32 protein-coding genes are annotated in these 25195 nt (G+C 62.7%); 14 read left to right on the top strand and 18 right to left on the bottom strand.

All coding sequences use genetic code 11. The features are described 5' to 3' along the window. Positions 1-67: 67 nt before the first annotated feature. The 5 genes from MOD31_RS19580 to MOD31_RS19560 form a co-directional block, all read right to left on the bottom strand. Positions 68-817 (bottom strand): SDR family oxidoreductase, encoded by a 750-nt coding sequence (locus MOD31_RS19580; protein ID WP_024818576.1) that lies wholly within the window; start codon positions 815-817, stop codon positions 68-70. A gap of 82 nt (positions 818-899) precedes the next feature. Beyond that, positions 900-2240, bottom strand: coding sequence for an MFS transporter (locus MOD31_RS19575; protein ID WP_105692593.1), 1341 nt, complete (start codon positions 2238-2240; stop codon positions 900-902). A gap of 56 nt (positions 2241-2296) precedes the next feature. Then, complete coding sequence (locus MOD31_RS19570) at positions 2297-3310, bottom strand: biotin-dependent carboxyltransferase family protein (protein WP_250821453.1); 1014 nt, start codon at positions 3308-3310, stop codon at positions 2297-2299. Further along, positions 3307-4044 carry an allophanate hydrolase subunit 1 gene (locus MOD31_RS19565; RefSeq protein ID WP_250821452.1) on the bottom strand — a complete coding sequence of 246 codons (738 nt, stop codon included), beginning with the start codon at positions 4042-4044 and terminating at the stop codon, positions 3307-3309. Before MOD31_RS19565 ends, MOD31_RS19570 begins: the two co-directional genes overlap by 4 nt. Before the next feature lies 1 nt (position 4045). Continuing rightward, on the bottom strand, positions 4046-4834 hold the full coding sequence (locus MOD31_RS19560; protein ID WP_250821451.1) for a 5-oxoprolinase subunit PxpA: 789 nt from the start codon (positions 4832-4834) through the stop codon (positions 4046-4048). A 300-nt stretch (positions 4835-5134) separates the two neighbouring features. On the opposite strand from MOD31_RS19560, the gene MOD31_RS19555 reads away from it, so the two are divergent. Together MOD31_RS19555 and MOD31_RS19550 are read left to right on the top strand one after the other, a co-directional pair. After that, entirely contained in the window at positions 5135-6079 is a 945-nt protein-coding gene (locus MOD31_RS19555; protein WP_250821450.1) for a LysR substrate-binding domain-containing protein, read from the top strand. A gap of 124 nt (positions 6080-6203) precedes the next feature. Further along, positions 6204-6425 (top strand): hypothetical protein, encoded by a 222-nt coding sequence (locus tag MOD31_RS19550; protein WP_024818582.1) that lies wholly within the window; start codon positions 6204-6206, stop codon positions 6423-6425. Between the two features lie 204 nt (positions 6426-6629). Here MOD31_RS19550 and MOD31_RS19545 read toward each other — a convergent pair whose 3' ends face one another. Both MOD31_RS19545 and MOD31_RS19540 read right to left on the bottom strand, forming a co-directional pair. Next, a complete protein-coding gene (locus MOD31_RS19545) occupies positions 6630-7304 on the bottom strand; it encodes a 4-carboxy-4-hydroxy-2-oxoadipate aldolase/oxaloacetate decarboxylase (protein WP_024818583.1) in 675 nt (224 codons plus the stop codon). Positions 7305-7317: 13 nt separating this feature from the next. Continuing rightward, entirely contained in the window at positions 7318-8526 is a 1209-nt protein-coding gene (locus tag MOD31_RS19540; RefSeq protein WP_250821449.1) for an aspartate transaminase, read from the bottom strand. 307 nt (positions 8527-8833) lie between these two features. Here MOD31_RS19540 and MOD31_RS19535 point away from each other — a divergent pair, with 307 nt between their 5' ends. Together MOD31_RS19535 and MOD31_RS19530 are read left to right on the top strand one after the other, a co-directional pair. Further along, positions 8834-9376 (top strand): hypothetical protein, encoded by a 543-nt coding sequence (locus tag MOD31_RS19535; RefSeq protein WP_250821448.1) that lies wholly within the window; start codon positions 8834-8836, stop codon positions 9374-9376. A 53-nt stretch (positions 9377-9429) separates the two neighbouring features. Continuing rightward, positions 9430-9807: a nuclear transport factor 2 family protein gene (locus MOD31_RS19530; protein WP_250821447.1), complete on the top strand. Its 378-nt coding sequence runs from the start codon at positions 9430-9432 to the stop codon at positions 9805-9807. Position 9808: 1 nt separating this feature from the next. Here the strand turns inward: MOD31_RS19530 and MOD31_RS19525 are convergent, their stop codons facing one another. The 6 genes from MOD31_RS19525 to MOD31_RS19500 all read right to left on the bottom strand — a co-directional run bounded on the left by MOD31_RS19525 (position 9809) and on the right by MOD31_RS19500 (position 16281). Then, a complete protein-coding gene (locus MOD31_RS19525; protein WP_250821446.1) occupies positions 9809-10612 on the bottom strand; it encodes an HpcH/HpaI aldolase/citrate lyase family protein in 804 nt (267 codons plus the stop codon). Then, positions 10597-11382 carry a 2-oxo-hept-4-ene-1,7-dioate hydratase gene (gene hpaH, locus MOD31_RS19520; protein WP_250821445.1) on the bottom strand — a complete coding sequence of 262 codons (786 nt, stop codon included), beginning with the start codon at positions 11380-11382 and terminating at the stop codon, positions 10597-10599. The genes MOD31_RS19525 and hpaH overlap by 16 nt, the downstream gene beginning before the upstream one ends. A 1-nt stretch (position 11383) precedes the next feature. Then, positions 11384-12478, bottom strand: coding sequence for a 3,4-dihydroxyphenylacetate 2,3-dioxygenase (hpaD, locus tag MOD31_RS19515; protein ID WP_250821444.1), 1095 nt, complete (start codon positions 12476-12478; stop codon positions 11384-11386). Positions 12479-12582: 104 nt separating this feature from the next. Further along, positions 12583-14094 (bottom strand): 5-carboxymethyl-2-hydroxymuconate semialdehyde dehydrogenase, encoded by a 1512-nt coding sequence (gene hpaE / locus MOD31_RS19510; RefSeq protein ID WP_142937539.1) that lies wholly within the window; start codon positions 14092-14094, stop codon positions 12583-12585. Between the two features lie 11 nt (positions 14095-14105). Continuing rightward, positions 14106-14780, bottom strand: coding sequence for a GntR family transcriptional regulator (locus MOD31_RS19505; RefSeq protein ID WP_223941175.1), 675 nt, complete (start codon positions 14778-14780; stop codon positions 14106-14108). After that, the gene (locus tag MOD31_RS19500) at positions 14773-16281 is read right to left on the bottom strand and encodes a fumarylacetoacetate hydrolase family protein (RefSeq protein ID WP_223941176.1); all 1509 of its coding nucleotides are present in this window, start codon (positions 16279-16281) and stop codon (positions 14773-14775) included. Before MOD31_RS19500 ends, MOD31_RS19505 begins: the two co-directional genes overlap by 8 nt. Before the next feature lie 215 nt (positions 16282-16496). On the opposite strand from MOD31_RS19500, the gene MOD31_RS19495 reads away from it, so the two are divergent. Beyond that, positions 16497-17201, top strand: a complete 705-nt coding sequence (locus MOD31_RS19495) for an alpha/beta fold hydrolase (RefSeq protein WP_250821443.1) — start codon at positions 16497-16499, stop codon at positions 17199-17201. Here the strand turns inward: MOD31_RS19495 and MOD31_RS19490 are convergent. Next, entirely contained in the window at positions 17198-17623 is a 426-nt protein-coding gene (locus MOD31_RS19490; RefSeq protein WP_166842513.1) for a hypothetical protein, read from the bottom strand. The genes MOD31_RS19495 and MOD31_RS19490 overlap by 4 nt on opposite strands. Before the next feature lie 629 nt (positions 17624-18252). On the opposite strand from MOD31_RS19490, the gene MOD31_RS19485 reads away from it, so the two are divergent. The 3 genes from MOD31_RS19485 (at position 18253) to MOD31_RS19475 (ending at position 19813) form a co-directional block, all read left to right on the top strand. Next, positions 18253-18522, top strand: a complete 270-nt coding sequence (locus MOD31_RS19485; RefSeq protein WP_142937534.1) for a GlsB/YeaQ/YmgE family stress response membrane protein — start codon at positions 18253-18255, stop codon at positions 18520-18522. Next, positions 18515-18775, top strand: a complete 261-nt coding sequence (locus tag MOD31_RS19480; RefSeq protein ID WP_142937533.1) for a hypothetical protein — start codon at positions 18515-18517, stop codon at positions 18773-18775. Before MOD31_RS19485 ends, MOD31_RS19480 begins: the two co-directional genes overlap by 8 nt. 144 nt (positions 18776-18919) lie before the next feature. Next, positions 18920-19813 carry a helix-turn-helix domain-containing protein gene (locus MOD31_RS19475; protein WP_250821442.1) on the top strand — a complete coding sequence of 298 codons (894 nt, stop codon included), beginning with the start codon at positions 18920-18922 and terminating at the stop codon, positions 19811-19813. Here the strand turns inward: MOD31_RS19475 and MOD31_RS19470 are convergent. The 4 genes from MOD31_RS19470 to MOD31_RS19455 all read right to left on the bottom strand — a co-directional run bounded on the left by MOD31_RS19470 (position 19810) and on the right by MOD31_RS19455 (position 22431). Then, a complete protein-coding gene (locus tag MOD31_RS19470) occupies positions 19810-20745 on the bottom strand; it encodes an SDR family oxidoreductase (RefSeq protein WP_250821441.1) in 936 nt (311 codons plus the stop codon). The genes MOD31_RS19475 and MOD31_RS19470 overlap by 4 nt on opposite strands. Positions 20746-20825: 80 nt before the next feature. Further along, positions 20826-21629: a DUF1206 domain-containing protein gene (locus tag MOD31_RS19465; protein WP_250821440.1), complete on the bottom strand. Its 804-nt coding sequence runs from the start codon at positions 21627-21629 to the stop codon at positions 20826-20828. Positions 21630-21748: 119 nt separating this feature from the next. Then, the gene (locus MOD31_RS19460) at positions 21749-21952 is read right to left on the bottom strand and encodes a hypothetical protein (protein WP_166842516.1); all 204 of its coding nucleotides are present in this window, start codon (positions 21950-21952) and stop codon (positions 21749-21751) included. Between the two features lie 185 nt (positions 21953-22137). Further along, positions 22138-22431: a hypothetical protein gene (locus MOD31_RS19455; protein WP_142937529.1), complete on the bottom strand. Its 294-nt coding sequence runs from the start codon at positions 22429-22431 to the stop codon at positions 22138-22140. A gap of 188 nt (positions 22432-22619) precedes the next feature. Here MOD31_RS19455 and MOD31_RS19450 point away from each other — a divergent pair, with 188 nt between their 5' ends. The 6 genes from MOD31_RS19450 (at position 22620) to MOD31_RS19425 (ending at position 25159) form a co-directional block, all read left to right on the top strand. Then, positions 22620-23102, top strand: a complete 483-nt coding sequence (locus MOD31_RS19450) for an Asp23/Gls24 family envelope stress response protein (protein WP_142937528.1) — start codon at positions 22620-22622, stop codon at positions 23100-23102. Next, positions 23099-23290, top strand: coding sequence for a DUF2273 domain-containing protein (locus tag MOD31_RS19445; RefSeq protein ID WP_142937527.1), 192 nt, complete (start codon positions 23099-23101; stop codon positions 23288-23290). The genes MOD31_RS19450 and MOD31_RS19445 overlap by 4 nt, the downstream gene beginning before the upstream one ends. Positions 23291-23310: 20 nt before the next feature. Then, on the top strand, positions 23311-23676 hold the full coding sequence (locus tag MOD31_RS19440; RefSeq protein WP_250821439.1) for a hypothetical protein: 366 nt from the start codon (positions 23311-23313) through the stop codon (positions 23674-23676). Further along, positions 23673-24254, top strand: a complete 582-nt coding sequence (locus tag MOD31_RS19435; protein WP_166842518.1) for a hypothetical protein — start codon at positions 23673-23675, stop codon at positions 24252-24254. The genes MOD31_RS19440 and MOD31_RS19435 overlap by 4 nt, the downstream gene beginning before the upstream one ends. Next, the gene (locus MOD31_RS19430; RefSeq protein ID WP_142937524.1) at positions 24251-24856 is read left to right on the top strand and encodes a hypothetical protein; all 606 of its coding nucleotides are present in this window, start codon (positions 24251-24253) and stop codon (positions 24854-24856) included. The genes MOD31_RS19435 and MOD31_RS19430 overlap by 4 nt, the downstream gene beginning before the upstream one ends. Before the next feature lie 72 nt (positions 24857-24928). After that, entirely contained in the window at positions 24929-25159 is a 231-nt protein-coding gene (locus MOD31_RS19425; protein WP_142937523.1) for a CsbD family protein, read from the top strand. Positions 25160-25195: the final 36 nt, after the last annotated feature.

Raw genomic sequence — 25195 nt, 5'->3', positions numbered from 1 at the left:
ATTAACGCGCCCGCCAGCCTATATATCCGGTGACGGGAGTGTGTGCCACCGGAACTTGTGGGGCGCGTTAGCGCCGGTCGAACGTTAGCCCGCCGGGGACTTGGAACGTCGGCATGAGTTCGAGCATGCCCACGTTCACGTGACGCGGCGTTTCGATGGCGTAGTCCAAGGCATTGACGATGTCGTCCGTGGTCAGCGACTCGTAGCCCTCGTAGTAGGTCTGCCAGGCCTCTTCCATGGCCTCCGGAGTGCCGCCCATATTGCGTCCAAAGATCTCGGTTTCCACGCGGCCCGGGCAGATTTCGGTGACACGGATGCGCTTGCCGACGGTGTCGTTCCGGAGCTGGCGGGAGATCTGGTGCACGGCTGCTTTGGTGGCGTGGTAAACCGTGTGGCCGTAGAAGTTGTAGACGCCTGCGATCGAGCTGATGTTGATGACATGGCCCAGGTCGCGCTCCACCATGCCCGGCAGGACCAGTCGGGTGAGCTGCAGCAGGCCGCGGAGGTTCACGTCCACCAGCTCGTCAATATCCTCTTCGGACGAGTCCAGGATGTTGCCCGGCCGGGAAACCCCGGCGCAGTTCACCAGGACGTCCACCTTGAGGTCATTCACGACGGCGGCCAACGCGGCTGTGTCGGTCAGGTCCACTACGTGCGGGATGGCTCCGGTTCGGTCGGCCAACTCGGCAAGGCGTTCCTCGTTGCGCGCCACGGCGTGAACTGTCAGTCCGCGCTTGGCGAGGCGCTCGGCAATGGCTGCACCCATACCGGTTGACGCTCCGGTGACGAGGGCGGTGGTGTAGTCAGAAAAAGACATGGTGTTCTCCAAAGGTGGGGAATCGGTGGGCAGAGTGCGCCGGGCTGTGAAACCCGGCGCACTTGCCGGAAATTGGTGAAGGCTAGGCGTCGCGCAATGGCTCGTGGGCGCGGTCCTTGACCGTGCTGACCGCGATGAGCGTGCCGAGCGCCGTGATGACTGCGTAGAAGGCCGGCATGTAGATGTTGCCGGTGCTGCCGATGAGCCAGGTCATGAGCAGCGGGGCGGTGCCGCCGAAGAGGGCCGAGGAGATGTTGTAGCCGAGGCCGTAAGCGGAGTAGCGGACACGGGTGGGGAACAGTTCAACGATCAGAATGTGGATGACTGCGGTGTGCCCGGCAAAGACGATGGCCATGATGCAGGCGCCCAGGATGGCCAAGCCCATTTGACCGGTGGCAATCAGGGCGTAGGACGGAATGCCGAGGACTGCCATGGCGATCGCGGAACCGGCGATGACCTTCTTGCGACCGACGCGGTCGGACAGGGCTCCCATGAACGGGATGGCGATGCAGATGACCACCAGGCTGCACGCGGTGACCAGGAGGGCTTCGCCGATGGTGAAGTTCAGCTGCTTGCCCTTGAGGAACGTGGGCATGTAGGAGAACAGAACGTAGTAGCCGGAGCCGTTCATCAGCGGGATGAAGAGGGCCAGGAGCATGGCACGGCGGTGTTCTTTGGACTGGAAAGCTTCCTTGAGCGGGTTCTTGGAGAGGCCGCCCTCTTCCTTCAGCTTCTCGAAGTTGGGGGTATCGCTGATGGCCTTGCGGATGTACCAGCCGATAATGCCCATGGGGATGGCCACCAGGAACGGGATGCGCCATGCGAACGAACCGAAGCCGCCGCCGTCGATCGCTGCCTGGGTGAGCCACGGCGACATGGAGTAGGCCACCAAAGTACCGGTGAGCAGTGCTGCGAAAGAGGCGATCTGTGCGTAGGAGGTGATGATGCCGCGCTTGCCTTCAGGGGCGTGCTCGGCGAGGAAGGTCATGGCGCCGGCAGCTTCACCACCCACGGAGAAGCCCTGGAGAAGTCGCAGGAGGACCAGCAGGATGGGGGCCGCGACGCCGATGGCCGCATAAGGGGGAAGCAGGCCAATGCCGGCGGTGGCAACACTGATCAGGAGGATGACAAAGACCAGTAGCTTTTGCCTGCCGATCCGGTCTCCGAGGTAGCCGCACACCACAGCGCCGAGCGGACGAACGAAGAACGAGACCGCGTAGCCGGCGAACACGAAGAGCAGTGCGTTGTCCGGGTTGCCCGGGGCCAGGAAGACGAGCGCCAGCGTTCCCGCCATGAAGGCGAAAATGCCGTTGTCGTACAGTTCCACGAAGATGCCAACACAACCTGCGGTGACAACCTTGCGGGTTTGGCGGCTGGTGAGCCGCTCATGCTGCACTGGCGCAGCGTTGGTGCTTGCGGTCATGACTTTTCCTTACTGAGATGAGCGTAGCAACGCCTACTGGTCTGACGACAGGGTTATTAGCTGCATGCCGCAACTGGTAGGTCCTGCCACTGGGGACGGCATCCGATGCCGAGGAGTCCGAAGACGGTGTTGACGGATTCGCGGAGGGTTTCAAGGTGGGCCCGCGAGCGCCTGTGGGCGGCAGTTGCTTCTGCCACTGTGGTTTTCCGAAAACGGACTTTGTCCCCTGGCCTTGCTTGGGCCAGGACATCCAGTCCGGTGCTGGTGACTACTGCGAGGACGGGATAACCGGCGGTGACGCCACGTCCCCGGTGCAGTACCAGCAGCTCTTCCCTTGAAGGAACCTCGACGGCGCCCACTGGCACTCCGCGGGAAAGGACTTCGCCGCTTGAGGTTCTTTCCGGAAGTTCCCCGCCGAGCCGCAAACCGATGTGGTTGCTGCGGCCGCTGACGGCGTATTCCGAGGTAAAGAGCAGTTCACCGGATGCGCCGAACTCGGCGACGTCCGGCCCGTCGGTCACATCGACCAACAAGTCTGAGTCCATGCGGGGCCGGTCAAGGCCCAGCCGGAAGAGCGGAAGATCAAAGTACGGCTGACGAACGGGGCCAACGCTCCTGCGGGTCAGGAGGCGGGTGCCTTCCTTGAGTTGCAGTCCGAAGCCCACCACGGTGTCCGGAGCTACACTGCCCAGTAGGGTTTCTGCCTCGATGGAGCCGTGGATCGCCAGGTACGCGCGGAGGCCGCTGTGGATTCCGCGGATGGACACTGTTTCACCTGCACGGACCGAGACGGGTTCCCACTGGCTGGACGGGCGGCCACCAACCGTGAGGGTGAGCGGAGCGCCGGTGACGGCGATCAGGATGTCTGTGGTGGCTTTCATCCGGAAGTCGAGAGCCGTGATCTCCACCAGGGGGTGGTTGTCCAGGTTGCCTGCCAGGATGTTGGCGGCACGGGCCGAGTACTGGTCCAGTGCGCCGTTGACGGGAAGGCCGAAGCGGGGGCCGCGGGTCCTGCCGAGGTCTGTGACGACGGAGCTGCCGGGCTGCTGGATCAGGATCTCGCCGCTCACGGCAGGGGCTCCAATTCCATCGGTTCCAGCTCCATGCCCACGAAGTCGTTGAAATCCTCGGCCCGTATCTGCCGGAACCGCAGGATGTCGCCGGGTTTGTAAGGCACCAACGGTTCGCGGCGGATGTTCAGGACCGACAACGGGGTCTGTCCAATGACACACCAGCCTCCCGGAGCCACCGCCGGAGCGATGACCGCCTGGCGACCCGCAACTGCCACGGCTCCAGCGGGGACGCTGAGCCGGGGGTCCTTGAGCCGCGGCACGGGCTTGGGGAATGCTGGGCCGTCCATCATGGGCGAGCCTGCAGGCGCACCCAGGCAGCGAACGGTGTAGGTCTTGTCGGTGTGGAGGCGGATGACCTCGTCCACGGAGATTCCCTGGTGCTGGGCGACGCGCTCCAAGTCCGGGCCGAATTCCCCTCCGTAAACCACGGGAACGTCGAACTCCCGCGGGGCGGTCGAAGACCCGGCGGAGCGTCCGAGTTCCAGGAGGCCCAGCTTGACGAACGCCCGCACCTGGCGGGCAGAAACGAGGATGGGATCAAACTCAACCAGCACGGAGTCATAGGTGGGAACTGCGCCATGCAGCCCTTCGGCGCCGCAGTTTTCCAGCCAATCGGCCAGACCGTGGACGGTCAGCCAGTTGTGTTCGCTAGCTTCGGAGATCGCGACAACACGCAGTGCGGAGTCTCCGGATTCGTAGATCTCGGTAGGGGCCGCTGCAAGAACGGACATGTCAGGCCGCCTTCCTCTTGGCATCCATGACCTCGGCCAGCGGTGCGATGGTGACACCGGCGGAGATGAGTTCGGAGCGGATTCGGCGCGCCAGCTCAACAGCGCCGGGGTTGTCTCCGTGAAGGAGGACGGTGTTGACGTCGATGTCCATGTCCACGCCGTTGGCGCAGCGGATCCGGCCGTCAATCACCATACGAAGCGTGCGGTCCACGATCTCTGCGGGATCATGCAGCACAGCACCGGACTGGCTGCGGGGAACCAACGTGCCGTCTTCCTGGTAGGCCCGGTCCACGATGCCAACGATGGCAACGTCCAACCCGGCATTGCGTGCAGCAACGGCCAGTTCGCCTTCCTGGGCCACCACGATCAGCTCGTTGTCCACGCGGGCCGCGGCCTCAGCCACAGCTTGGGCGTAGTCGGCGCGGACAGCGACGAGGTTGCCGAGCCGGCCGTGCGGAGCGAGGTGCGTGACCTTGGTGCCGTGGAAAGACGCGAAACCGTTCAGGGCGCCCAGTTGGTACAGGACATCGTTTTGAACTTCGGTGGCAGTGAGGCCCATGTCGCGTCGACCGAAGCCACGCAGGTCCGGGAAGCTCGGATGAGCCCCGATGCCTACTCCGAGGCGAACGCATTCAGCAACAGTGGCAGCCATGATGTCCGGGTCACCGGCATGGAACCCGCACGCGATATTGGCGCTTGAAACGATGTCCAGGAGTTCGGAATCGTCGCCAATGATATAGGCGCCAAATCCCTCTCCAAGATCCGCTACAAGATCAATTGTCGGGTTCACGTGGTTCTCTTTCCATGGTTTGCCTTCGGATTCCGGGAATTCACAAATTATCCTCAGAGTATTGAGTTGAATTTCCGGTAAATGCCAAACGCTGTTGGAATCCCAAAGCGTCGGCTGAAGTTCTTTCCAAAAGTCTCGCACCCGCCAACCTCGTTGCACAAAGACCTAATAGCTATCCCGTGATAGCTCTCCGTTATGACCTGCACCACCCTGTACTGTGGCTTGGGTCCCACAGGTGCCCGGATAGAATTTCCCTAACGCATGCCACCCGGGGACGTGGCTCTCCAGGAAGGCAGACCGATGGATACGCGCAAGCTCTCATACTTCGTGCAGATCGTTGACTCAGGCAGCATCACCAAAGCGGCGGCCGCTCTGCACGTGGCCCAGCCGGCCTTGAGCCAGCAGGTATCGGCGCTGGAGAACGACCTCAAGCAGCGCCTGCTGATCCGTAGCAAACAAGGCGTGGAACCCACCGCGGCCGGGCACACGCTTTACCGCCACGCGCAGTCGATCCTGCGGCTTGTGGAGCAGGCCAGGCAGGACGTCGCCTCCTCCGGAGCGGCACCCTCAGGCCGCGTCTCCATTGCGATCGCCCCGTACAGCATGGCCTCCAGCCTGACGCCCCAGATCATCAGCGAAGTCGGGCGGCGCTACCCGGACATCGTGGTCCATCTGACGGAGATCTTCGGCGGCGTTTTGAGTGAGGCCATCAAGAACGGCCGCTTGGACATGGCACTGATCTACGAGCCCGGGAAGATCCGGGGGGTTCAATTCACCACCATGATTGTGGAAGACCTTCACCTGGTAGTGCACCCTGATGTGGACATCAACCACGGCAAGGACACCATCACCCTTGCCGAAGCCAGCACCGTGGGACTGTTCCTCCCGGAAAAGAACCACACCCTGCGCCAGCTCATAGAGAAAGGCCTGGCAGAACAAGATCTACCCTTGAAGCTGGTGGGCGAAGTGGAATCCGTCCCCTCCCTCACCCGGCTCATCCGCGCCAACCTCGGCGGCACGGTATTGCCCAAGTCTGCCGCGGATGCGCTCTTCCCGGACCAGGACTTCAAGGTGCTGCGGATCGTGGAACCCGGCCTGCAGAGCAAGATCGCCCTCTGCACCCCGGACCACGAGCCCCTGTCCGAGGCCGCCTCTGCCGTGTTGCTGGTGGTCAAAGAGATGCTGCATCAACAACTGATCAACAAGTACGGGACAGACCCCGTGCAACTGCCGGCCCATCCATAACAAAGCCTTATCCGGACAGACGGCTTTGGTCTTATTCAAGACCGTTTTAATTTCCTAGTATCGAATTAGCAAACAATTCGAAACCAGCTCACGGATTCCGCGGGCACGCTCAAAGGAAACAACGGTGAAAAAGATCAGCACAGCCGGATGGGTATCGAATCCAACCCGCGGAACAGTCAGCGCACGGACCGGATTCCATTGCCCGCGGAATGGTTTTTGGCGTCCAATCGGAGGGATCGGCGAGCCGCTGTTCGTCTTTGAAGGAAGCCTGATGCCCACGCACGCAGGAAACAGCATCGAATGGCACTTGGTGGACACCCGTCCAGGACACTCCGGACTGGACTGAGCCAATAGCCCCGGCAGGCGCAGCCACACAACCCGGCCACCCGTCGTCGTGCATCACCTTCTCAGCTGCACCATCCAAGGCGTCCTGCCACCGCAGGGCGCCTTTTCTGTGCCTGAACGCAGACGGTCTGCCGTCAAAACAGCACACCAAAGGGGCCGGCCGCAGCGTCTTTCCAAGACGTGCGACCGGCCCCCGGAACAGCGATCAGTCTTCGACCAGGAGGCCCTTTTCCTTGAGCTTCTCCGTGAGGCCGCACAGCTCGATGGTGTTGCCGCCGTCGTGGTACAGCTTGATGAGTTCGCGCTCGTGGTCGTCGCGCGCCTGGGACAGGGCGATGACTTCCTCGGCTTCCTCGCGGCGGACCACCACAACACCGTCAGCGTCGCCGCGGAGGATGTCGCCCGGATAGATGATTTCGTCGCCGAAAACGATGGGGTGGTTGATGGGCCCGAGGGTTTCCTTGACCGTGCCCTTGATGCTGACGCTGCCGGAGAAGACGGGCAGGCCGAGTTCGATCAGGTCCTGGGTGTCGCGGACGCCGGAGTCGGTGACCATCCCGGCAATGCCCTTGGCTTTCATGGCGTTGCCCAGGACATCGCCGAACGTGCCGGCTTCAGCCATTTCCTGCGCGCCGACCAAGACCACGTCGCCGGCCTGCGCATAGTGAATGGCAACTTGGAGCATGAGGTTGTCCTGCGGAGCGCAGGCGACAGTCACGGCCGGGCCGCAGAAGGACATGGAGCGGTCGATCGGCTTGATCTTGGAGCTCAGAGCGCCGCGGCGGCCTTGGGCTTCGTGGATCGTTGCTGAGGAAAAGGCCGCGAGGCGGCTGACGACGTCTGCGTCGGGGCGCTCGAATTTGGTCTTGACATGGATCATTTTCGGGTTCCTTCTAGTTGAGGGCGTTGACGGCATCGCGGATGGAGTCCACGCCCGCGTTGATGGTCTCCAGCGAGGTGGCAAAGGAGATCCGGAAGTACGGGCCGAGTCCGTAGGCCGAACCCTGGATGACAGCCACGCGGGCGGTGTCCAACAGGTACAGGGTGAAGTCCTGGTCGTTCTCGATGACGGACCCGGACTGGGTAGTCTTGCCGATCACTCCACTGCAGTTCACGTACGCGTAGAAGGCGCCTTCCGCCGGCGCAACGGACAGCCCGTTGATGGCGTTGAGGCCCTCGACGGCGGCGTCCCGGCGCTTGCGGTACACCTCCACGCTGTCGCGGACGAACGATTGGTCGCCGTTCAGCGCCGCCACCGCGGCGGCTTGGCTGATGGACGACGGGCACGACGACGTCTGGGACTGCAGCTTGTTCATGGCCGCAATCAGGGGCGCCGGTCCCACACCGTACCCGAGTCGCCAGCCGGTCATTGCGTACGCCTTGGAAACACCGTTGACCAGCAGGATGCGGTCTTTGAGCGCCGGGGCGGCGGTGACCAGGCTGGTCACGCGGCCGTCGCCAAAGTGGATTTCGTCGTAAATCTCATCGGTGAGGATGAAGACGTGCGGGTTTTCTTCGAGGACCGCGCCGAGTGCCTGCAGTTCCTCGCGGGTGTAGACGGCACCGGTCGGGTTGGACGGGGCGTTGAGGATGAGCCACTTGGTCTTGGGGGTGATGGCCTTCGCCAGCGCGGCCGGAGTGAGCTTAAAGCCTGTGTCTTCCCCGCAGGCGACGATCACCGGGGTGCCGTCGTTGGCAAGGACCATGTCCGGGTAGGAAACCCAGTATGGCGCGGGAACAATCACCTCGTCGCCCTCATTGAGCGATGCCATCAGTGCGACGTACAGGACCTGCTTGGCCCCGCCGCCAATGGTCAGCTGGTTCCGCTCATAGTGGTGACCGGTGTGGCCCTCGATCTTCCGCAGGATGGCGGTCTGCAGCTCCGGCGTACCGGTCACGGAGGTGTACTTGGTCTCTCCATTGTTGATCGCGTCGATGGCGGCTGCCTTGATGTGGTCCGGGGTATCGAAGTCCGGCTCGCCGACCGTCAGGTCGATGATCGGGATGCCTTCGGCTTTGAGTTCGCGGACACGGGCGGCCGCGGCGACGCTCGCTGAGGACTTGATGCGGGTGACCCTCGACGCCGGCAGGTAGTGCGACATGTCTCCTCCAGGAATGTGGGACTCAGGACGCACGGATTCGCGCATCCCCTTTTTCGAGACTAAGGATTCGCGCGGCCTGTGGATAAGACCTAATGTGCGTGGATCTATAAGGGGCTCTTATGACGCGGGTCTCTTTATGGGGTTTCAGAACCCATTCGGCGCACAGAATGCGTATGAACGCACCCTGAGGCACCTCTTCCATGCACTTTGCTTATGGGTTCACGCGGTATTGGTATTTTCTTGGACCGGTGAACACTGCCTAGATTCGAGGGGTCAGAAGTGCTGTTCCGAAACTGAAAGGGAGCCAATGACAACCCAACAAGAGTCAGGGCCCGCAGTTTCGCACCAAGCCAGGTCAGCCACCGGACGGTACACCTACCGGGCCAAGGCCCAGCGTCCGCAGACCACGGATCACAGTGATCACGCCAAGTTGGTGCATGCCCTCGGAGCGCATCGGCAGCTGCTGTCCCACGCAACGAGCGCCATTCGTACCCTGGCCGCTGCCAGGAACGAGCTGATTGCGCAGGCCATTGAGGATGGGCTCACCATCGCCACTGTTTCGGCGGCTACAGGGGAGAACATGAAGGCGGTCCGAACCATCGCTTTGGCTTATGACGATCTCCACCCGAGCGGGATCCCCCGCAACGTACACTTGTCCGACTTAAAGCAGAAGAGCGACGAACTCAGGGCCGCCGAATGTCATCGGGACCAGATCACCGAACGACGCGAGGCCCTCATTGTGATGGCCCTCCGCAATCGAGTCTGCGACGACCTGGAGCTCGCCTCACTGACCGGCCTCACTCCGGACCACATCCGCCGGTCAACGCGGGGGATCGCCCGGCCGGCCTGAGTTCCCTGGCCCTCACCGTTGAACCCACCGGCCCCGGAGGGTAGAACGGGTAGATGACCAACGACGTGAACTCCTGGATGGACAAGTACGAACGCGCGTGGACCTCGAATGAGCCCGAGGACGTCCGGGCACTCTTCACCGAGGATGCCGTCTACTACGACAAACCCAACACGGACAAACCATGGAAGGGCCACGAAGAGATCGTCAAAGCGTGGGCTGACGCCGGCGACAAGCCCGAGGACTGGACGTTCGAGTGGAACCTTCTGGGCCAGGACGGCGACACGGCTTTCGTCCAAGGCCTGACCACGTACCTGAACGGGGATCCCACCTACGACAACCTGTGGGTCATCCGCTTCGCCGAGGACGGACGCGCCCGCGAATTCACCGAGTGGTACATGGCGCGGAAGCCCACCCCGCCCGCACCCAACTGAGTCAGTAGCTGTCGCGCTCCGCGGTCTCGGACACGGGGATGAACGTTGAGGCGAACCCCTCAGACGCGCGGGCCAGCACCGCAACATCGGCGCCGACCAGCACAAAGGAGGCACCGGCGTCGAGATAGGCCCGGGCGGTTGATTCGTTGAAGGCGTTCACGCCGGCGGGCTTACTTGCCGCTTTTGCGGCTTCAAGGCAATGCTCGACGACGGCCCTCACCAGGGGATTTTCCTGCTGTCCCAGCAAGCCCATGGAGGCTGCTAGGTCCGAGGGGCCCAGGAAGATTCCGTCAACACCGTCGACGGCCAGAATCTCCTCGACGGCCGATGCCGCAGCCTCCGATTCGATCTGAACCGTCAGGCTGATCGATTCCGAAGCGGACGCCAAGTAGTCCGGGACCCGGTTCCAGCGTGATGCGCGGGCCAGAGCCGAGCCGACTCCCCGCACCCCGAGTGGCGGGTACATTACCGCGGCCACTGCGGTGGCTGCCTCGAAGGCCGAGTTCACCATGGGGATCAGCAGGTTCTGCACACCGAGGTCCAGGTATTGCTTGATGATCACGGTGTCGTTGACGGGTGGCCTGACCATGACCTGCGGCGGGTACCCGCTGACGGCGTGGAGCTGCGCAAGGATGGATTCGAGCCCGTTGGGGCTATGCTCGGCGTCGATCAGCAGCCAGTCCAAACCGGAGCCCGCGCAGATCTCCGCCACGAGCGGACTGCCGGAACAGACCCACATGCCGGCCAACGGACGGCCGGCTTCGGAGAGGGCCGAATAGAAGGTGGGGCTCAGCTGAAGTGACATGTCACAACTCCCAACGGTCCGTAGTCCGCGTGCACGGTATCACCTTTGTACACCCATAGGGGACGTGTAAACGAGCCCGCCAGGATGATATCTCCGGCCTTCATGGAGTCCCCGTGGGCGGCGATCTTGTTGGCCAGCCAATGGACGCCGTTGGCCGGGTGGTCCAGCACGCCGGCTGCCACACCGGTCTCCTCCACGGTCTGGTTTTTGTACAGAATGGCGGAGACCCAGCGGAGATCGACGGCGTCGGGCCGCACCGGGCGGCCGCCCACCACCATGGCGCCCATCGCAGCGTTGTCCGAGATGGTGTCCACGATGGTCCGGCCCTCCATTTCGATCCGGGAGTCCAGGATCTCGAGGGCCGGAACCACGTAGTCGGTGGCGTTGAGGACGTCGAAAATGGTGCAGCCGGGTCCCTTGAGCGCGTCCTTGAGGACAAACGCCAATTCCACCTCAACCCGCGGATGCGTGTACTGGTCCCACTCCACTGAGCAGCCGGTTTCCAGGACCATGTCATCGAAAATGGCACCGTAATCAGGCTCGGTGATGCCCGTGGCGGCCTGCATGGCTTTGGACGTGAGGCCGATCTTCCGCCCCACCAACGTGCGTCCGGCTTCCTCGTTTCGCCGCATCCACAACTGCTGCACGGCATAGGAATCCTCCACCGTCATCTCCGGATAACGGGCAGTCAGCCGCGGCACCGGCTTGCGGTTCCGCCCCGCTTCCACCAGTTCATCGGCTATGGCTTCGATCGTCTTTGCGTCCAGCATTTTAGACCTGCGCTCCCAGTTTGAAGCCCTCGGCAGCTTCGCCGGAGGCAGCGTCGGGGCGGGTGTAGGAGAAGCCATCGGCGCCCACGGTGACGGCCATTTCGGACTTGTCCTCGCGTTCAATAATGGGCTGCGGGTTTCCGTCGAGGTCCAGGACCGGGGAGGCCTCCGTGTACCAGGACGGGACCACGGGGTTTCCCCACCAGTCGCGGCGCTGGTTGTCGTGGACGTCCCAGGTTACGGTGGGGTTGTCCGGGTCTCCGGTGTAGTAGTCCTGGGTGTAGATCTCCACGCGGTGGCCGTCCGGGTCCAGGATGTAGAGGTAGAACGCGTTGGACACGCCGTGGCGCCCGGGGCCGCGTTCGATCCTGTCAGAGATGCGCAAGGCGCCCATCTTGTCGCAGATCTGGATGATGTTGTGTTTCTCGTGCGTGGAGAACGCGATGTGGTGCAGGCGGGGTCCGTTGCCGCCGGTCAGGGCGGTGTCGTGCACGGTCTGCTTGCGGTGCATCCAGGCGGCGTACGTGACGCCGTCGGAATCTTTGATGTCCTCAGAGACGCGGAAGCCCAGATCCTCGAGATAGGCCCGGCCGCGCGGAACGTCCGGGGTGACCTGATTGAAGTGGTCCAAGCGGACCAGTTCACCGGCGGAGTAGAGGTCGTAGCGCTGGGTGAGGCGTTCCACGTGCTCCACGTCGTAGAAGAACTCGTACGGGAAACCCAGCGGGTCCTCCACGCGGACGGAGTCGCCCACGCCCTTGGTGAAGCCTTCCTTGCGGCGTTCCACCCGGCAGCCCAGCTCGCGGTAGTACGCCTCGGCGGCGTCCACCTCGGCCGGGGACTTCACCCGGTACGCGAACGCTGCAGCGGCGGCGACGGGGCCCTTGCGAAGGACCAGGTTGTGGTGGATGAACTCCTCGAAGGAGCGCAAGTAGATGGTGTTCTCGTCCTCTTCGGTGACGTGCAGGCCCAGGAGGTCCACGTAGAACGCGCGGGACTTCTCGAGGTCAGTGACCACGAGTTCCAGGTAGGCGCAGCGGACAATGTCCGGCGCGGGGACCGACGGTGTGGGGATGGGGCCGGTGAAGTTGCTCATGGGATTCTCTCTTCGTTGAAAGGGGTCAGGTGGATGGAGTTTTTGTACAGGTACGGCCCTTTAGAACGGGTTTTAGGGGCGTTATCTGTACAAAAACTCCGAGTTTAGGCGCCGAATTTGGGGGTGTGCACGGATCCGAGGGTGATGTGCACGGCCTGCTGGTCGGTGTAGAAATCGATGGAGCGGTAGCCGCCCTCATGGCCCAGACCGGACGCCTTCACGCCACCGAACGGGGTGCGGAGATCGCGGACATTGTGGCTGTTGAGCCACACCATGCCGGCTTCCACGTTCTGGGAGAAGTTGTGGGCCCGGGTCAGGTTCTGCGTCCAGATATAGGCCGCCAGGCCGTACTTGGTGTTGTTGGCCAAGGCGAGGGCTTCGTCGTCGTTCTCGAAGGGCGTGATGGCCACGACGGGACCGAAGATTTCCTCTTGGAAGATCCGCGCGTCAGGCGCGACGTCGGCAAACACCGTGGGTGCGATGTAGTTGCCTTCAGGGAGGTGGTCGGGTCGGCCGCCACCGGCCAGGAGCCGGCCTTCGGACTTGCCGATCTCCACGTAGGACGCCACCTTGTCGTAGTGCTCCGGGTGTACGAGTGCGCCCACCTGGGTCTTGGGATCGTGGGGATCGCCCACCACGATCTTCTTGGCCCGGGCGGCGTACTTCTCGCAGAATTCGTCGTAGATGGCCCGCTCCACCAGGATGCGGGAGCCGGCGGTGCAGCGCTCGCCGTTGAGCGAGAAGACCCCAAAGAGCGCGGAATCAATGGCTGCGTCCAGGTCTGCATCTGCGAACACGACACACGGGGACTTGCCACCGAGCTCCATGGACAGGCCCTTGAGGTTTTCGGCCGCGTTCCGGAAGATGGTCTGGCCCGTGGTGGTCTCACCGGTGAAGGAAATCAGCGGAACATCCGGGTGCTTCACCAGTGCATCGCCGGCTTCTTCGCCCAGGCCGTTGACCAGGTTGAACACACCGTCAGGCAAGCCTGCGTCCTTGAAAATCTGCGCCCACAGTGACGCGGACAAAGGTGTGAATTCGGCAGGTTTCAGGACCACGGTGTTGCCCGTGGCCAGGGCCGGGGCAAGCTTCCAGGACTCCAGCATGAACGGGGTGTTCCACGGGGTGATCAGGCCGGCGACGCCGATCGGCTTCCGGTTCACGTAGTTAATTTGTGAGCCCGGGACCTTCATGGCGTCGTCGAACTGGGCCACGATCAGGTCCGCGAAGAAGCGGAAGTTCTCCGCCGCACGGAGGGCCTGGCCCTTGGCCTGGGTAATCGGCAAGCCGGTATCGAACGTCTCAAGTTCGGCGAGGCGTGCTTCCTGCGCCTCCACGGCATCGGCGATCTTGTTCAACACCCGTGCACGCTCGCGGGGCTTCATCTTCGGCCACGGCCCATTGACGAAGGCTTCACGGGCGGCGGCGACAGCAAGGTCGATGTCTTCCTTTTGGCCGGCAGCAGCGGTGGCGTAGTTGCCGTTGGATACCGGATCCAGGACGTCGAAGGTCTTGCCGGACACCGAGTCAACGAACTCACCGTTGATGAAGTGCTGGATGTGGGTGGGCAGGTCCTGGGGGACGTAGTGCTTGGTGGTTTCTGTAGAGGTACTCATCATTGAAGTCCTTACTGGTTCTTTGCTGTGGCGAGGTACGCGTCCAAGGTGGCGGCGCGGTGTTGTCGGGCTGCTTTTTCGATGGTGTCGGCATCTGCTCCGCCCTCGATGAGCTGGAGGAGTGCCTCGTGTTCGCGCACCGATTCCTGGGCGCGTCCGGGGACAAAACGGAAGGTGGACGATCGCAGGGACGCCAGCCTGTTCCACCCCCGGTGCACGAGGTCCAGGATGTGCGGGTTGGGGCAGTGCTCAAACAGGACGCTGTGGAAATCCTGGTTCAGCGCGGTGAAGCGGACGGGATCAAAATGCTCCAGGCATTCGCGCATCTCGGCGTTGACCGCACGCGCACGTTCTATGGCAATGGCATCGATCAGTGGCGCGGACAACGCGGTGGCCGCACCTTCCACGATGCTCAGCGTCTGCATGGTGTAGAGGTACTCGGTGGGATCAATGCCCGAGACCGTGGCGCCCACGTTCCGCTCGAACTTCACCAGCCCTTCGGCCTCCAGCCGGCGGATCGCTTCCCGCACGGGAACCACGCTAAACCCCAGGTCCTCGGCGATCTTGGCGAGCACTAGCCGGTACCCCGGCGTGTAGGTGCCCTGGATGATCCGCTCCTTGACGGCGGCATACGCCTGCTGGGATTTACTCTCGACGGCGGCGCTCTCGACGGCGGTTTCAGGCACCGTGGGCTCCTTCCGCGGTTTGCTGGCGAGCGGACCACTCCTGGAAGCGTGCCTGCCATTCCTTGTTCATGGGGTAGAGCCCGTCAACGCTGTTGCCTTCCTGCACCATCTGGAAGATGAAGGTTTCTTCCTTCTCCTGGGCAATGCAGTCATCGGCAAGTTCATCGGCGATGGCCGGCGGGATCACCAGAATGCCGTCCGAGTCGGCCACAATGATGTCCCCCGGCTGCACGGTAGCGCCGCCGCAGGCGATGGTGATGTCCGTGTCCCACGGAATGTGGCGGCGGCCCAGCACTGCCGGGTGCGGGTTGGCGAAGTAGGTAGGCATGTCAAGGTCAGCCACGGCCGAGTAGTCGCGGACGCCGCCGTCGGTGATGATCGCGGCAGCTCCGCGGACCTGGGCCCGCAGCGCCAGGATGTCCCCCACGGTGCCGGTGCCCTTCTCGCCGCGGGCTTCCATGAGCAGGATTTCGCCCTCGTTCACGGAATCGATGGCACGTTTCTGGGCGTTGAATCCGCCGCCATGGGTTGTGAACAGGTCCTCGCGGTTGGGAACGTAGCGGAGAGTCCTGGCGAGGCCCACCACTTTGCGGTCCGGACGGGTTGCCTGCAGTCCGTCGATGCTTACATTGTTCAGTCCACGCTTGCGGAGTTGCGAAGAAAGGGTCGCCGTAGCAACGGATTCCAGCTTCGCCTTCAGCGCCGGAGTCAGCACGGAAACGGCAGGAGCCAAACCGGCAGCTTCGCGCGATCCGTAGGCCTCTTCCCGCTGGGTGTCATCAGTCCTGGGCCGGGCACCAAAGTCCGCGAACGGCGTCGTACCTTCCGTTACTCTGGTGGCCAGGCGGCCGCTGCTGAAGTCGCCGCCGGTGACTTCAATTTCGACGACGTCACCCGGCTTGGCAACAGAAGCGCCGGCCGGGGTGCCGGTGAGGATGATGTCGCCCTCTTCCAAGGTGAGCAGCTGGGAAAGGTCCGCGACGAGCTGCGCGAACGGGAAGAGCAGGTCCTCGGTGGTGTCGTCCTGGACCAGGTCCCCGTTGTGCCAGGTGCGAATTCGCAACTGGGCCGGGTCAACGGCGTCGGCCGGGATCAGCGCGGGACCAACGGGAGTGAAGCCGTCGCCGCCTTTGGAGCGGACATTGGAGCCCTTGTCCGCGTAACGGAGGTCGTACACGCCGAGGTCGTTGGACGCCGTGACCCACTCGACGTGGCTCCAAGCGTCCTCAAGACTGACGCGGCGGGCGGACTTGCCGATGACCAGCGCGATCTCACCCTCATAGCCAAGCAGTTCACAACCGGCCGGGCGCTCTACCGTGCCTGGAGCTTCAGTGGTGCCGAGCGCCAGCGAGGACGACGGCTTCAGGAAGTACGACGGCTGTTCAGGGGTGCGTCCGCGCTGTGCGGCGCGGCTGGGGTAGTTGATGTGGACGGCAATGACTTTGCGCGTCCGGGCCAGCATGTCCTGGCTGACTTCCTGGGTCCGAAACTCCAATGTCACGGCGCCTCCTCTTCCTCGAATACGATCAAGTACGAAATCGTATACGAATCACTATGACGTCGAACGTGACCTTCGTCAACCCCCCGTACGCACCCAACCGAGTAGCGGCAGAGCGCGTTTTCAGCGCTCACAACCGCTCTGCTGCGACCTGGTTGGGTGAGGGTGGAGTTGGGGGAAGCCTACAAACTGTCGGTGGGCTCCCGTAGGGTACCGGCATGGACATCATCCTTGTACCCGGATTCTGGTTGGACGCATCGTCGTGGGAGGAGGTGACGCCGCCCCTGGAAGCAGCTGGCCACACGGTTCATCCGCTGACGCTGCCAGGGCTGGAGTCGGTGGATGCTTCACGCGCGGGCATCGGCCTCCGCACGCACATTGACGCCGTGGTGACGAAGGTGGACTCCCTGGACGGCAAAGTCATCCTGGTGGGCCATTCTGGTGGAGGCGCCATCATCCACGGCGTGGCAGACACCCGCCCGGACCGGGTAGCCCACGCCATTTACGTTGACAGCGGACCGCTCGGTGAGGGCGGGGTCATCAATGATGAACTGCCCGACGACGGCGACGACCTCCCGCTGCCGCCTTGGGAACTGTTCGAAGACGAAGACCTGATTGACCTGACTGACGAGCTTAAGGAAGCGTTCCGTGCGCGGGCCATCCCCGAGCCCAAAGGCGTTGCCTTTGACCAGCAACACCTGAGCGATGTCCGGCGCTACGACGTTCCGGCCACCATCATTGCCTGCCAGTTCCCGCCCTCTCTCCTCAAGGAGTGGATGGATGCCGGGCATCCCTTCACCGCGGAACTCGCCAGGATCCATGACGTCGGGTACATCGACCTCCCCACGGGACACTGGCCGCAATTCACCAAACCCAAGGAACTGGGCGAGGCGATCCTGACTGTGGTGGAACGCGTCAGCTAAGGCTTGGGCGGCGTGTTAGTGGCCGGCCCTTCCGGTGCAGCGCCGCCCTCGCCGGTCCAGTCGCTTCCTGTGGTGTCATCAAGGGCGGGATCAGAGACGACATCCGACTTAATGGTGGGAACGGTGGGCGTGCTGCTGGAAGAGGAGTCCGTGTGCTGGCCCGACTTGGGGGAAGTGATGCCCGGGAACATGGTCTCGGCCTTTTCCATCAACTTCTTGCCGGCCTCATACAGGTTGTCCAGAATGTCCGGAACCGACTCTTGGACCGCTTCCGTCGCTTGATGGACGTTCTCTTGCACGTCCGGGTTCTTCCAGACCTTCTCCGTGCCTCCGCGGATCCGCCGGTACACCTCCGGCCAGGACTTCGATCCCCACACGTAGCCGACAGCCACGCCAACTGCGAACAATGCTTTGCCTTTCACAGCGATCACTCCTTTCGAGGTGTTTGTATATCGACATTAGCCCCGCGCGCCGCACCCTGCCACCTGCACTTTGACGGCGGGGCGGCTTATTTGATGGCGGGGTGACTTAACTGTGACCGCCAAAATAGAGCATTAAATTCAACTGCTTTGCCAACCATTGGAATTCCACAGAACTAACAGGATGACAACCCCATGGATGAAAACCCTGAGGACCGGGGCTGCGGGCCGAGGGCCGGAGGAGCATTCGGATGCAAACCCGAAGCCGTCGCGCGAGAAAGTTCAGCGCACTGCCAAGGGGTTCATGGACTCCCATAAGGGCCACTGGAGCACGAATCCCCGGTGTTTGGAGGCCGCAAGCAAGGGCGCGCTAATAGTCAGGTTACTTGCTACTAGTCCCGGGAGCAGCTAGCGTTGCTGATGTAGCACCCAGTCCGACCCCATCGGCACGGGTACTTTGTTCGCTGTAATTCATAATTTCATCGGGGTTGCGCAGTTCGTTCCACTCCCCACATTCCATAGGGCCTTCAGGGCCCGCATTTGGTGACTACATTTTGGAACAGGGCACCCGATGAACTGAACCTCTTCATAATGTTCATGGGACCTCCATCAATAAGAAAGTAGGAACAAAAATGGGTTTCTTTGGTTTTCTTCTGCTCGGTCTTTTGGCCGGCGCTATCGCTAAGCTTATTCTTCCCGGCCGTCAGGGTGGCGGCTGGCTCATCACTCTGGTGTTGGGCGTCGTCGGCGCACTCCTGGGTGGTTGGATCGGCAGCCTCATCTTCGGCACCGGGCTGCAGGAATTCTTCTCCCTCACCACCTGGCTCCTGGCCATCGGCGGCTCCATCATCGTGCTGCTGATCTACGGCCTGGTCACCGGCCGCAAGGCACACCATGGCTAACAGCCAGAACCACGACGCCAATGGCGATGAACTCGACGGCCAGTATGTCGAGGGCGATTACGGCGACGCAGGCGCGTCACCGGAAACGCTGAAGGAGGACGCCGGCGGTGATTACACCGAGGGCGACTACGCCGAGAAGACGGTCCCATCCGCGGACGCAGAGCTCGACGAGCACAACACGGAAGACACCCCAAAGGACCGGCCCTTCTCATCCGAACCGGATGAAGAAGCGTCAGGCTCCAGTCGGCCGTAACATCTGAATACAGTCAAGAGCCCGGAGAACTGCAGCTGCAGTCTCCGGGCTCTTGCGTTGCCCGGGACCTGATATTTTCGGGCACGGATTGTTGGGCGCTCGGCCTGGACACGCGGGTAGCGTCGAAGGAAAGGATGGAGGCAGGTGCAAGAGGGAGACGGGGTGCCGGACATGATGCACGGCTGGAACCGGGCAATAGGGCTGATCGAGCAGGACTTGACCACGGACATCGAAGTACGGTTTTTGGCCAAAGCCGCTTTGACGTCCGAGTATCACTTCAGACGGATGTTTTCCTCCCTGGCAGGCATGCCGGTTTCTGAGTACATCCGCAGGCGGCGCCTCACCGCAGCCACGGCGGAGATCCTGGAGGGCCTTACGGTCCTGGACGTGTCCGTTCGCTACGGATACGGATCGGCAGAAGCATTCGCCCGTGCCTTCAAGGCCATGCACGGACTGAGCCCCTCCGAGGCACGGCTTCCGGGCGCAGTTCTCCATTCCCAGCCTCAACTGAGGTTCCACCTCCGAGTCGAAGGGAACACCGACATGAAACACCGCATAGAAGACAAAGAAGCTTTCCGCCTTATTGGCCTCAAAGCCCGCGTACCGCTGGTCTACGAAGGACCCAACAACGCCATCATCGAATTCCAGCGCGGCGTGGATCCTTCTGTCACCAAGCGTTTGCTGGAGCTTGCTGATATGGATCCGGCCGGCCCTGTGTCCGTAACGGACAACCTCGAAGAACAGCGCACCGAGGGCAGCGAACTGGACTACTGGCACGCGGTGGCCTCTACCCAAGCGGCTCCGGAAGGTTTCGAGTCCCTTGAAGTCCCGGCAGGCTTATGGGTGGTCTTTGAAGCGGAGGGAAAGTTCCCGGAAGTCCTGCAGGGCATGTGGGCAGACGCCGCAACGGAATGGTTTCCTGCCAACCCTTACAGGTGGGCACCGGGACCCGAAATGCTCAGCGTCCAAGTGGGGCCCGGGGGCACGCACGGCCGCGGCCAGTTGTGGATCCCCGTGGAAAGGGAAGAAGCGGGTTAAAGCCCCTTGCCACCCGTGACGGGAAGGACCGCCCCTGAGATGTAGGATCCTTCGTCGGATGCCAGCAGCACGTAGGCCGGTGCCAGCTCGGCCGGCTGGCCTGCCCGGCCCAGGGGCGTGTCCTGCCCGAACGTGGGCAGTTTGTCCGGCCATTCGGTAGCTGGGATCAGCGGAGTCCAGATGGGGCCCGGCGCCACAGCATTGACGCGGATACCCTTGGGTCCCAGTTCCTCGGCCATGGCCTTGGTGAAGGCTACTTGTGCTGCCTTGGTCATGGCGTAATCGACCAACTGTGCGGAGGGGTTGAAGGCCTGTATCGAGGCCGTGACAATGATGGAGGCACCTGGACGAAGATGCGAAATGGCTGCCTGTGCCGTCCAGATGAGGGAATACAGATTGGTCTTGAAGACGCGGTCGAACTCCTCGGTGGGGATAGTCTCCAGCCCTTCGCGGTTCTTCTGGTACGCCGCGTTCAACACCAGTACATTGAGCCCGCCAAGCTCCTGCACCGTACGTTCCACGATCTGCGCCGCGAAGCCTTCATCCCGTGCGTCGCCGGGCAGCAGCAGGACCTGCGAGCCGCACTCACGGATCCATTCCGCCGTCGACTGCGCGTCTTCTTCTTCCTCCGGCAGGTAGCTGATAGCCACGTTGGCACCTTCACGGGCGTACGCGATGGCGACTGCCGCGCCGATGCCCGAGTCACCGCCGGTGATGAGCGCGATCTTGCCTTGGAGACGCCCATGCCCCACGTAACTTTTCTCGCCGTGATCTGGTTGCGGATCCAACGGTTTGGTAAGTCCGGGCTGTTTCTGTTCCTGCTGGGGGAACTTGCCCGAGTGGTACCCGCGGCGGGGGTCCGATGGCGCGGAGGAGAGGCGGTTCCCGTCGGTTAGCGGCTTATCAGCCTGGTTCGGATCACCTTGCGTCATGGTTCTGCCCCTTTTCAGATTGCACTACACGGTTCCTGTGCCCTGTACCCAGCCTCCCAAGCTCCTAAACCCGGATAGCCCTAGGTCCGCAGCGTCCTCGCTTTGACCATGAGAAACAGACCGTAAGCAATGAGCCCCAGAGCCACGGCAGCCAACAGATAAGGCCCGTAGGGCTGCTCCTTCAGGGCTTTCAGGCCGCCGTCAAGCCCGGTTGATTGTTCGGGCTGGGCGCGGGCCGCGGCGATAACCACCAGCAGGCCAACCAGGAACAAAGCGATTCCTTTTGCGATGTAGCCCACCACGCCAACCCAGAGTTGGAACTTATGCACCGACTGGTTGGACGACAGCGAAAGGTCTTTGGTGAACTTCTTCCGGAAGCCCCTGACCACAAACACGATGCCGGTAATGGCGATACCTGCACCGAGGGCAATTAGCAGGAATACCCCGAACGGCGCCTGCATGAGAGTCGCGGTGAAGTCGCTGCTGGACTCCCTGCTGTTCCGGCCTTGCCCCAGCACGAAGGACACGATGGTGGCAGCCAAGGCGGCGAATACCAAGGCCTGGCCAAGGGCAGAGAGCCTCTTGGTCAGCTTGTTGTCCGAGACGTTCCGATAACCAAGGATGGCGTTTCCCAATTGCCACAGAGCAAGCGCCGCACAGGCGGCGAAGCAGGCCCAGAGCAGGACGGGTCCGGCTGGCTTGTTGGCCAGCTCGGTCACTGCCCCGCTGACGTCGGCCTCGCCGCTGCGGCCCACCGCGAGCTGGATTGCGATGACGCCAATGAGGACGTGCAGCAGGCCGCTCACGGCGTATCCCGCGCGGGCAACGGCTGCGAAAATCTGCGAATTAGCGGCTTCCTCGGCCACGTCGGCGGCCTTTCTCATCTCATCCTTGATGACAAGCCTCCTTGTTGAGTGGACTGGATTCCATGGTCCCTTAAACGACGTCGGGCAGGGTACCTTCCAAGAGAAAGGTCCCTGCCCGAATCACAAACCGTGGTGTCCTAGAACCCAACAACCGACTGCGGCCAGATGCTCCGGAGACCCGCGCCAAGGGGATTGAACTGCTCACGGATGGTCACCACCGCACGGGCCTGACCAGCGGCGTCCGCGGCATGGCCAGCGGTGTCGGCCGTGCCCGCAAGTGCTTCGGACTTCGTGTGAGCCGAGCCGGCAGTTACGGACTTGGCGGAGATCTGGTCAGTCATTTCGGTGGTCCTTCCTGGAAGTTCCCGTCAGCTAATTGGCTGATGTTTCAACCATCGGACGGGGTCCTCAAGAAGGACGCCGGGTCATCTCAAGATTCGCTCAAGATTTCGCACCAGCGCACCAGCGGGACTGCATGAGGAGACTCAAGGCATATCCAGCATCTTCCGGGCACAGGGCACCAGGGCTACTCCTCCAGGCGCTCGTTCAGCAACTGCTCTATATCGGCAAAACCAAGTCCCGCCGCGATGGCAAGATCCGGAAGGCCCGCACCGGCCGCTGCGGCGGCACGCATTGCCGTAGCCAGGCAATCCCGCGCCTCGTCCATCTCCCATTGAAGACCCTCAACCCGCGCGGAGGCCGTCCACACTTCGTCCAGCAGGCTGGTCCTCACTGAGGGACTGGAGGTGGCACTTGGCGCCCCGGAGGTCACCGTAGGGAGAGCCTCGCCCTGTTCTTCACTCACAAGTACTGCAGTCATTAGAGCCCTCCCGTGTAAGAATGTGTCTCGACAAACTAGTTATATGGGAATCTAACTAAATAAGCCAGTAATGACCTTCGGACATGTGATGCACATCACATAAATCAACCGTGAGGAATGCCCCAGTCGTCACGTCCTATTCATGACGGCGCAACAAGCACCGCATCAAACCGAAAGGAGTGATCGTCTTGACGATCCAAACGCACACCCCCGCAGACGTTCCCGCCAAGAACTCCCAGGCGACCCCGGCACCCGTGCTGGACACCCCCAACAAGGGTAAAGACGGCCGCGGAGCCACCACCGTCGCCGACGGCGTAGTAGCAAAAATTGCGGGCATCGCCATCCAGGAAATTCCCGGCGTACACGCCCTTGGCGGTGGAGCAGCCAGGGCAATCGGCAATCTCCGCGAGAAGGTGGGCCAGAAGGACCTCACCCAAGGCGTCAGCGTAGAAGTGGGGCAGACCCAGGTGGCTGTGGACGTGACCCTGGTGGTCGAATACCCCCATCCGCTTCAGGAAGTCGCAGACAACGCACGCGACGCTGTCTACACCGCGATCGAAGACCTGGTGGGCATGGAAGTCACGGAAGTCAACGTCACCATCACTGACATCCACGTGCCGTCCGACGACGCAGACGTAGAGGACTCCGAGCGTGAACCGAGGGTGTCATGAACCCCACTATCGCAGGCGTAGCCATCGGCGCCATCCTGGCCGTGGCGGGGCTCGCCTTCGGGTTCTGGGGCCTGCTGCTCACGGCACTGTTCATGGGAATCGGAGCAGTGCTGGGCCGCGCAGCCGAAGGAAAGCTTGACCTTCGCGGGGTGCTGGACGCCTTGCGGGGCAAGCGCTCATCCACATGAACGGGACAAGATCCGCCACCATGAGTCCCCCCACGAGGCGGCCTGACGGCAAGGAAACACGGGGCCATAACCGGATCACCCATCACGCCATCCGGCAAACCATGGAAGCAGTCACCGCCCGGGCCTTCCGCGTCGGCAAAGACAACGTCACCGCTGCTTTGGAGGACGACGCCGGCAAACTCGGCGTCAGCGTCTCCATCAAGTTGAGGCTCGAGCCACTTTTGGAACCGCGGAACAGTAGCGGCACCATCTTCGAACGGGCTCAGCAGGCCCGCGCTGAGATCACGTCCCGGGGTACCGAACTCACCGGACTGGAGATCGGACGGGTGGACATCCGCCTTACCGGCGGGAAACAGGAAGTGTCCAAGGAAAGGAGAGTGACATGAGCAAGGATCCACACATCCGGCGCCTGGTTCGCCGGGAAACGCACTCTTCCCGCGCCGTGCCCTCCATCCTGACGGCTTCTGTCCTGCTGGCAGCCTCGCTCTGGCTGAGCCTCGAATCCGTGCTGTGGTTACTCAAGGATCAACCCCTGCTCGTCAGCCCGGCCCAGATGCTGCGGTGGCTGGAGGAACTTCCGGGAAAGACTGTCCCGGCGGGCATGATCGCGGCCGGCATCGGCGTGGCATTGCTCGGGCTGCTCGTCCTGGGACTCGGGGTGGGGAGGGGCCGCCGGCGCCGCCGTTCCCTGGAAAGCGACCGCGCAGCAGTAGTGGTGGACGACGACGTCATCGCAGCAGCCGTCTCCGGACGGGTTCGGCTCGCCGCCGGCCTTGCACCGGGCCAGGCGACCACCACCGTGGGCGGACGCTCAGTGCGAGTCCAAGTGCGTCCGACGTCGGGCCAACCGCTCGCGGTGGACAGGGTACGGGAAGCGGTCGACGGCGAACTGGCCGCCTACGGATTGGACCGCCGGATGACATCCGGCGTCCGGGTTCTGACGGAAGGAGCGGTGGGGCAATGAGAAACACACATCGGGGCCTCAACCGGATTTTGCTGACCCTCGTGGGGATCCTGTTGCTGGGTATTGGTGCCGCACTCATCGCGACCGGTACCCTCCCATCGGCGGCGGACATCTGGACCACCACGGCATCCTCAGTGCGGGACCAGGCCCGGAGCCTTGCCGGGACGGCACCTCTACCCGAACCGGTTCGGAGTTGGTGGCTGGTGCTGGGAGTTGCCCTGCCCTTGGTGGGCGCAGTCCTCAGCGTCGCTTGGCTGGCGAGCCAAGGCGGAGGCAAAACACCCCGCTTGGCCGAGCAATCCGACGGTACCGCCGGACGAACTGTTGTTGACGCCGGGCTGGTCTCCACCGCTATCCGGGAAGCCCTCAACGGGAACAAGGATGTGCTCTCAACCTCCGTCTCCGCTTGGGAATCACGCCGTGGCACCGCGCTCCACATCCGCCTGGAGGCCCGCAAAGGGGCATCCCCCAGGGAGCTCACGCACACGGTGGAACACCTCCTCCGGAGCACCGACTCCTGGCTGGGACATCCATTGCCCGCGCTGGTCCGGATCACCAGCGGCCCACGCACACAGATTTCCGGAACCCGTCGCGCGCGGTGACCGTCTCTCAGAATTTCCACTAAAACACGCGCGACTCAGCAGAGACCGTGCACAACAAGAAAAGGGAACACCATGGGAATCAACGACAAGATCAACAACGCAGCCACCGAGCACCTCGGTGCAGCCAAGGAAGGCGCCGGAAAGCTCACCGGCGATCAGTCGCTGGAGCGCGAGGGGCAGCACGATCAGGCACAAGCCAAGATCCAGCAGGCAGGCGAAAAGGTCAAAGACGCTGCAGCCGATATCACCGAGAACATCAAGGATGCGGCGCAGAAGCTCAAAGAAGGTTTCTCCAAAAAGTAGCTTGCGGCCCGGGACGGTTCTGCTGGCCAGCGGGAC

Origin of the sequence: Paenarthrobacter sp. TYUT067, from assembly GCF_023656375.1 — a bacterium.
In the GTDB taxonomy this organism is placed as follows: domain Bacteria; phylum Actinomycetota; class Actinomycetes; order Actinomycetales; family Micrococcaceae; genus Arthrobacter.
This window is presented reverse-complemented; position numbering and strand designations above follow the sequence as displayed.